Source organism: Duodenibacillus massiliensis (genome assembly GCF_900128485.1).
In the GTDB taxonomy this organism is placed as follows: Bacteria; Pseudomonadota; Gammaproteobacteria; order Burkholderiales; family Burkholderiaceae_F; genus Duodenibacillus; species Duodenibacillus massiliensis.
Window position 1 is genome coordinate 80,644 of record NZ_LT635856.1, and the last position, 6,949, is coordinate 87,592.

Consider the following 6,949-nt stretch of genomic DNA (forward strand, 5'->3'; position numbering starts at 1 on the left):
TTGTCGACCGCGTCGGCGAGCTTCTTCGCATTGTCTGTCTCCCTTTTCGTGAGTTCGGCCTGGTACTTCTGAGCCGCGGCCGCGTAGCCGGCTTTAAGGCGCGCGATGTCTGCAGTGCGCAGGGCGTCCGCAAAGGCGTATCCGGCACTGAAGACGACCACGGCCGCAGCGAGGTAGAGCCACTTGGCCATCTTTAAAGCAGCCAACCGCCGGCAAAGAAGCAGATCATGCCGAAGCCGACACAGACAGGCGCCCAGAAGAGACGGCACTTGCGGCGCATCTCGGTATCGAGCTTGGCCTTCTCGGCCTTGAGTTTTTCGTAGGCGTCCAGCGTGAGATCTTCGACCTTCACGCCGATTTTCTTAAGCCATTCCTGAAAGTCTTCGCTGTTCATCACATACTCCTTGAAAAATTTAAAAACGTATTTGATGATTTCTTCTTTGGTCATTTTTTGCAGTTGTCCCAGCGCGCCTTGAATCCTCTGGCATCAACATGCACAAAGCTGTCATACAGCCCCACTCCGCCGTCAGAATTGAGCTCCAAACAAAGATCCTGCAGCTCAGGAAGATCCTCCAGGTTCTCCGGCCTGATGTCTGCTGCAAGCCCCTGGACGTGGTAAGAGTTCTCCACGCCGCCCACAGCGCGGTTGTGCTCTGGCGAGCGATAAGCACTGTTGACAATGATCTGCCGCCCCCATGCCGTCCGGATCCGGTTCAATAAAAAGAGCAGCTCTGATCTGACCTGCTGCTCCCCGAACGGCGAGTGCTGGCCGTCCTTGCTGGCGAGCTCCTTTGTGTCAAAGTATCCGATTTTCATTTTTGTAACGGTCCTTCTTTCGGCTTGTCGCCGATCTTTTCCACTGATTCATCTAGCCGGGCGTTGATCTGTTTTAGTGCCTTGCGGATGATCGGAGGGATGCATCCGCCGAGATCCATGCGATCGAGGTTCTCGATGATGCTCATGAGTTCTGTGAAGCCGTAGGCCGCGATGACAATGCCTTGGAACACAGCGAGATAGCCCAGCGTGTAGGCAAACTGCACGTCAAGGCCGTGCGCAAAGCCCACGACAACAAACATCAGGCCCTTTTTCAAAAGCCCATGAGACACGATCCGGCTCTCAAAGTCGCGTTTGACGAACGCGGCCGCCATGCCCGTCACAAGGTCTGCTCCGACAAAGATCGCGAGCCATATGATGAGCGGCTTGGTATCGAGACCGAAGAAAAATGAAAGAGCGCCGGTGAGGGCGCCCACGGCCGCGGCAAGTATTTTCTCTGTGCCAACAGGCAAAAAGTCAGGCGCCATGTGCATCCTCTCCGGCATAAATCACTCCCGCAGATCCGGCGGGAATTGCCGCCGGCCCTTTTCGCTCTTCCACGACTCTTCGCAGTGGTTCTTGTCGAACCACAGCAGGGCATCGATCAGCCGCTTTGGCCAGAGCCGCTGGCCCGAGCAGTATTCCCGCCAGGCCCGGCTCGACAAACTCTCATCCGGCCACCCGCCGATCAGGGCGTTGGCGAGTTGATCAAACGCGATCAGCACGTTCTTGATGTATGCGTACATCACGCGGCCGTAAAGTCGACAGGGACAAACTTGATCTTGATTTTCGCGAGGTCTTCTTTCGTCTTCGCGTCATCAATCTCGTCTCGCGTCTTCCACTTGTAGTCGTAAGCGGCGAGGCCTGCAGTGATAATTTCCTGATTCAAGACCTGAAGTTGCTCAAGGTTGAGCGGGTGTTTTACGTTGTTGGCGTCCATAAATTCGACGCCAGCTGCGGTGTAGGCGTTCTGCGCCTCTAAAGCCTCGACAAGGGCGCCGACGTCAGTTTTCGCACGGTCGTCGCTGTCAGCCTCAAAGCCGAGAGAAGACTTTAAGGTGGCGGCTTCACCGCGCCAGGCAGTAAAGGCACCGTCCAGCTCACGCTTCTTTTCTTCTTTCAGCTCATCGAGCGTCTTTTCCGGAATCTTTTCAACAATCCACTCCAGATCAGGCCCACGTGCGATTCGATGCGTTGTGCTGCCCTCTGTGAGCTTTTGGAACAACTGGCGAAGCTCATTGCATCTTTGCGTCTGGGACTGATGAGAAACCGCCCCCATCGCAACACAATCTTCTGCCGTCTTTGGTTTCGGTTCCTTAATCCATGAGGACTTATCGTCCGATAGGCGGTAAAACGACTGGGCCGCAGCCGGATCCTCTGCGGGCGCATCAATCTGCGCCACATCATCCGGAAGCAGCAACTCTCCGTCCGGCATTTCCATCACCATCTTGAAATCGCAGAAATAGCCGTCCTCATCAACGCAGGGTAAACGAACTAATTTTGATGCCATGTTAAAAACTCCAATTACCTCAAAAAAGTTAGCCGCACTTAAGCCGCGCCAAAAGCGCTACTCAATCGCGGTTGGTTACGGGCTGTCTTTAAAAGTTCAGCCATCAGGCACTAAGTCCTGGGTACTGCGAATCTGCACACTCGGCCGTGTAGCCGACTTGGCCATCGGCCACTTCCCTGAAATGTCCCTGGCCGAAGCAAAGCAAATCGCCCGCAGAAAGCGGAAAGAGCTGGGCCAGGAGCCGCCTCTTGGCTACACCCTCAAAGATGCTTTCCACTTATGGTGCAATTTAAAAAAGGGGAGAATCACGAGCTACGCTGACGAACGACGAAGGCTCGAGAAGTACGTCATTGGTCCTCTGGGGAATCGCCAAATTGACGAAATCACCGCGCCGCTCATGATCCAAATCGTTCGGCCAATTGAAACCGCCGGACACAGAGCAACACTCAAGCGCGTCATCATGCGGGTGCGCGAAATCCTAGACTTAGCGGTATGTGCCGGCTACATTCAGCACAATCCAATTGATCGCCTAAACCGCATCTTCGCCCCGCCAGTCACTCGCCCCATGCCGGCCCTTCCATGGCAGGAGCTCGAATCAATCATGGCTGTCATAGCCGCCGCCCCGACCAGGCTACAAATCTTGTTTCTTTGGTCGCTATGCTCAATGCTGCGGCCAGGCGAAACTGCAAAGCTCAGGAAAGACTGGATTAAAGACGAAACGCTGACCATTCCCGGAGACCAGATGAAAAAGCGCCGGCCTCACAGGGTTCCACTAACAAATTTCATGCTCCGTCTACTGGCGGAGGAACACAAACTCTCACCTCACCCGAAAAATGCCTTTGTCTTTTCAGGCATGCGGCCAAACGAGCACATGTCAAGCCAGAAGCTTGCCAAGTACCTTCATCAGACAACCCTTTCAGGAAAACTCGTTGCTCACGGACTGCGGTCAATCGCCAGGAGCTGGCTGGCAGACCACGCCATCCCGTTTGAAGTTGCGGAATCATGCCTCTCTCACGTGTCCGGGAGTCAAGTTTCACGCGCTTACCAAAGGTCTGATTATTTGGAGGCAAGACGCCCCGTCATGGACGCGTGGTGCTCTTATGTATACGGCTGTGCCCTGAGAGCCGGTCTTCTTCCACACATTATCAGCGCCAATGAGGAGGCCAAAGAAAAGTCTTAGCCCAAACCACAGGGGGCAGCCACCAGTATTCAGCCCCCTATCTTCTGATGATTTATAGACAGTTTGGGCACCGGACATAACAGGATCGATCATCCCAAAAAACACAACAGACGACACCGTAGATGGCTCATTTAACGGCGCTTTCTATAAATTATCTAGCGGCGGCAAGGGAGCATGGTCTGTCGATGATTCAGAAAATGCTCAGTATGGGCTCGGCTTCCGAGCTGGGTATTCAGACTCGACTTACGGCCAGTCAAGCGGTGTGTCCGTCCCGGCATGCTATGCCTTGATAATCATTAGCGTGTAAGCCGCCGGAACAGATACCCCGGAAGTGCGGCCGTAGACACTGCTCGAATCGGATGCCGTAAAAACCAGTCGTCCGGGAACAGTCTCAGCCACGCTATCTAAGTGCGATGAATAGGCGTCTTTGGTAGCCTTTTCCACTGAGAAAACTCCTGTACTTTTGCGTGTAGGCACGTACTCTATGCCTCTGACCTCCGTATACCCGCTGATGTCCGGCCGGACATCATTGGTGAATTTGACGTTGGGCACGCTGAATTACAATATACAAGCGGCGCTTTTTCTCTCATAGCCAAAGAGCAATCAAATTACGGTGTAGACAAATATCAACACCGAAAAATTGTTAAGTTTATGGCTTCTTCCGAAAACTCAATATATGGAAGATCTAACAATGTCAACGTCCCGTCAGCCTACGCCCTGATGATTATCAAAGTGTAAGAAGCGGGTACTTGCACCGTTGATGAGTTTCCGTAGATGCCATTCGACTTGGAAGCCGAAAAACCTAAAACAGTTGCTCTTATGGAGGAATCTTGGCAATGAGTATCAGCGTTCCCTTGGGATACTGCATAGAACGCCCCTTTGTGGTCAGTTGTCATTAAGGGATAGCCGCCGATTTGTACAGTGCCAGTTATGTCCGGACATAACGGGCACTGCTAATTATTTATCCGTTGGGTTAACTTTCGATGCTAAGCCTCATCCAACCGGGGCTTTCTATTGTCCCAATGTCTCTGCCAATGGGGGTGTTGCTGGGGATTCTCTTTGGCGAATGGATAGTTTTCAGTTCGCTGCCAGATGGTCCAGCTCGACATATGGAAACTCCTCAGGTGTTTCTGTTTCCGCTTGTTATGCCTTGATAATAATTAAGACATAGTAAGCTGGCACAGATACCGTACTGGCACGCCCGAAAATATAGTTACCTTGAGATGCCTCAATATCAATTTTGGCTCGGTAGTGGCTGCTACCTTTAGAGGCATATTGTGAATACGGATTATTCTCCGCTGCCACAGAATAGGAGCACACGCCACCAGCCCAAAAGATAACGCCATTATTTTCTGTATTCGTATCGCAGAGCAATGTACCAGTTATCTGTCCCCGGACATAACCGGAGAATTTCCGAATAATGACGCCGAGTATGACAAATATTACGCAGGAGCTTTTTGGACAGGCACTCCATTTGAAGGAGGTTATTCCGATGACCCTCAATCAAAAGGAAAGACCGGCCGATTTAAAGCATCGTGGGCCAGTTCCATTTATGGATATAACTCAGACGTTTTGGTTGATGCGCTTTATGTCTTAATAATAATTAAAACGTAAACGGCATCCACGGTTACTCCGGAGTAGATGCGGCCATAAGTCGCTACTGATCGTGAGGCTCTGAATGACCTCCATAACGAGTGGTATACCCCCGCCTGCATAATTTGACGAACCTTCACCGGAACTATCAGCAAAAGCCCCGGCTAACGCTCCTGTCTGATTAAGTCCAGATATAAGGCTTCCTGTTATACGTAATGTCCGGACATCAGTGGAACTTGGGGCTCCGCTTTCGAAGCCGATAACAGCGGGTGGCAGTCCACAGGGGCCGTGTATTCAGCAAAAACTGGTTCATTGAGTATGGAGATTCCCGGCTTCTCTGAGACGAGAGAATTTATACGTAGATCTTTTCGTGCCTCTCGTTATAGCGGCTATTACGGAGCATCAGGAGTATCAGTTGATGCCACCTATGTCTTGATGATCATCAAAGCATAGAGAGCATCAACACTAACCCCGTTAGACCGACCGAAGTATCCACTGACCAGGCTTGCGGACAAGTGAATGCCAGGCGTTTTTCCTAAAACAGGCGAATTGATGTGGCTGGCGGAATATGACGTTGACGTATACAACGCTCCGGAAGTTTTTTCTGTACCTCCGCTCACAAGGCTAATACTGCCAGTGATGTCCGGACATAAGTGGTTATGCAACATCCGGCATTATTTGGAAAAGCGCCTGGAGGACCTACGGTGCCCTCTGGACAGAAGACTCGGGAAACAGTGACAAAAAGTCCGTAGCGCCCGGGCCGGATCCGATTGTTAACGTCCGGATGCGTGCCGGCGCGTATGACAGTACGTATGGAAGATCGTCATCTGTGTCTGTCGCCGCGGCTTATGTTCTGATGATAATCAAGGAATAGGCCGCAGGAACGGAGACAGATGATGAATTTCCGTACACATTATTTGAATAATGGGCGGCAAAATTTAAAGCATAGTCATCACCGTAGCGGCCCCATCCGCATGAAAAATCAACCTTTTTTCCACGATTAAAGCAACCGGAATATATAGCACCACTAGAAAAATGAAAGCCACCAGAATCACCATTGAAGTTTGGTGAAAAAGAACCCGTGATGTCCGGTAACCCAGCACTTACGTAGCTACCGAGGTTTCCCGTGTTGGTTGTGCCCAACACATGCCTACCATTGAAATTAGGCAAATTAAACGTGGTAGAGCCGTTGCCTGATCCATACCGGGTACCAATGGCCGCAAACAACTTGGCATAGGTCGTTCTGGAGACCGCTGCACCGTTACATAAAAGCCAACCGTCAGGGATCGTGCTGCCGGCAATCATTTTGTAATCACCGGGCTGAGCCCCTTCGCTCACTGTGATGTCAATCACCTGATCGACATCACCGTTGTATTCGCCGACCTTTACGCCGTTCACATTGACAGTGAGCTTTTTCTGCTGAATGTCGACTGCGACCGCCTTGCTGCCGTCATAATCCCCCAGCTTCGTGCCATTTCTCTTAATCGTCAGTGCATACGGACTCTTGAGGCTCGTCGGAATCTTCGGAAGCGTTACGTTATACGTAGCCTTATTGCTCCCGTCATACGTCACCTTCGTCACACCGCCGATCTGCAAAGTAAGCGCCTGAGGATTTTTCAGCGACTTCGGAGTGCCGCTCAAATCCGAATAATTCNTGGATCGACATCCGGATCGGTGGCCGTGTAGGTCATCACTGCCGGATTTGTGCTTTTCCCGGATACCGGTCGCAGGTTGAAGTCATAACCGCCCGCCTTTTGCTTGGTTTTCTGTTTCGGGTCCCGGTAGGACACCGTACAGGTGCGGTATGACTCGCTCTGAGCACTCTCAAATTCCCAAGAAATGACCTGCGATGT

The 6,949-nt window shown here is 51.7% G+C and carries 7 protein-coding genes; 1 reads left to right on the plus strand and 6 read right to left on the minus strand.

What is annotated here, in order from left to right; translation table 11 throughout:
• Positions 1-193 precede the first annotated feature (193 nt).
• Genes BQ7486_RS01710 through BQ7486_RS01730 form a run of 5 tightly spaced genes read right to left on the minus strand, consistent with a single transcriptional unit; the run spans position 194 to position 2,323 of the window.
• Positions 194-448: a hypothetical protein gene (locus BQ7486_RS01710; RefSeq protein WP_074008723.1), complete on the minus strand. Its 255-nt coding sequence runs from the start codon at positions 446-448 to the stop codon at positions 194-196.
• Positions 445-816, minus strand: coding sequence for a YcbK family protein (locus BQ7486_RS01715; protein WP_074008729.1), 372 nt, complete (start codon positions 814-816; stop codon positions 445-447). Before BQ7486_RS01715 ends, BQ7486_RS01710 begins: the two co-directional genes overlap by 4 nt.
• On the minus strand, positions 813-1,319 hold the full coding sequence (locus tag BQ7486_RS01720) for a phage holin family protein (protein WP_084765540.1): 507 nt from the start codon (positions 1,317-1,319) through the stop codon (positions 813-815). The genes BQ7486_RS01715 and BQ7486_RS01720 overlap by 4 nt, the downstream gene beginning before the upstream one ends.
• Positions 1,320-1,322: 3 nt before the next feature.
• Positions 1,323-1,559 carry a pseudouridine synthase gene (locus tag BQ7486_RS01725; protein WP_074008731.1) on the minus strand — a complete coding sequence of 79 codons (237 nt, stop codon included), beginning with the start codon at positions 1,557-1,559 and terminating at the stop codon, positions 1,323-1,325.
• On the minus strand, positions 1,559-2,323 hold the full coding sequence (locus BQ7486_RS01730) for a DUF4376 domain-containing protein (protein WP_074008732.1): 765 nt from the start codon (positions 2,321-2,323) through the stop codon (positions 1,559-1,561). The genes BQ7486_RS01725 and BQ7486_RS01730 overlap by 1 nt, the downstream gene beginning before the upstream one ends.
• Here BQ7486_RS01730 and BQ7486_RS01735 point away from each other — a divergent pair.
• Entirely contained in the window at positions 2,322-3,503 is a 1,182-nt protein-coding gene (locus tag BQ7486_RS01735) for a tyrosine-type recombinase/integrase (protein WP_074008733.1), read from the plus strand. The two genes, BQ7486_RS01730 and BQ7486_RS01735, sit on opposite strands and share 2 nt — an antisense overlap.
• A 2,439-nt stretch (positions 3,504-5,942) precedes the next feature.
• On the opposite strand, the gene BQ7486_RS12085 is transcribed toward BQ7486_RS01735, so the two are convergent.
• Positions 5,943-6,737 (minus strand): phage tail protein, encoded by a 795-nt coding sequence (locus BQ7486_RS12085; protein ID WP_204206972.1) that lies wholly within the window; start codon positions 6,735-6,737, stop codon positions 5,943-5,945.
• Positions 6,738-6,949 lie beyond the last annotated feature (212 nt).

Bases quoted from the DNA above. Each gene is read 5' to 3' on its own strand.
- BQ7486_RS01710 (WP_074008723.1), bottom strand. From the start codon at position 448: ATGACCAAAGAAGAAATCATCAAATACGTTTTTAAATTTTTCAAGGAG.
- BQ7486_RS01715 (WP_074008729.1), bottom strand. From the start codon at position 816: ATGAAAATCGGATACTTTGACACAAAGGAGCTCGCCAGCAAGGACGGC.
- BQ7486_RS01720 (WP_084765540.1), bottom strand. From the start codon at position 1,319: ATGCCGGAGAGGATGCACATGGCGCCTGACTTTTTGCCTGTTGGCACA.
- BQ7486_RS01725 (WP_074008731.1), bottom strand. From the start codon at position 1,559: ATGTACGCATACATCAAGAACGTGCTGATCGCGTTTGATCAACTCGCC.
- BQ7486_RS01735 (WP_074008733.1), top strand. From the start codon at position 2,322: ATGTTAAAAACTCCAATTACCTCAAAAAAGTTAGCCGCACTTAAGCCG.
- BQ7486_RS01730 (WP_074008732.1), bottom strand. From the start codon at position 2,323: ATGGCATCAAAATTAGTTCGTTTACCCTGCGTTGATGAGGACGGCTAT.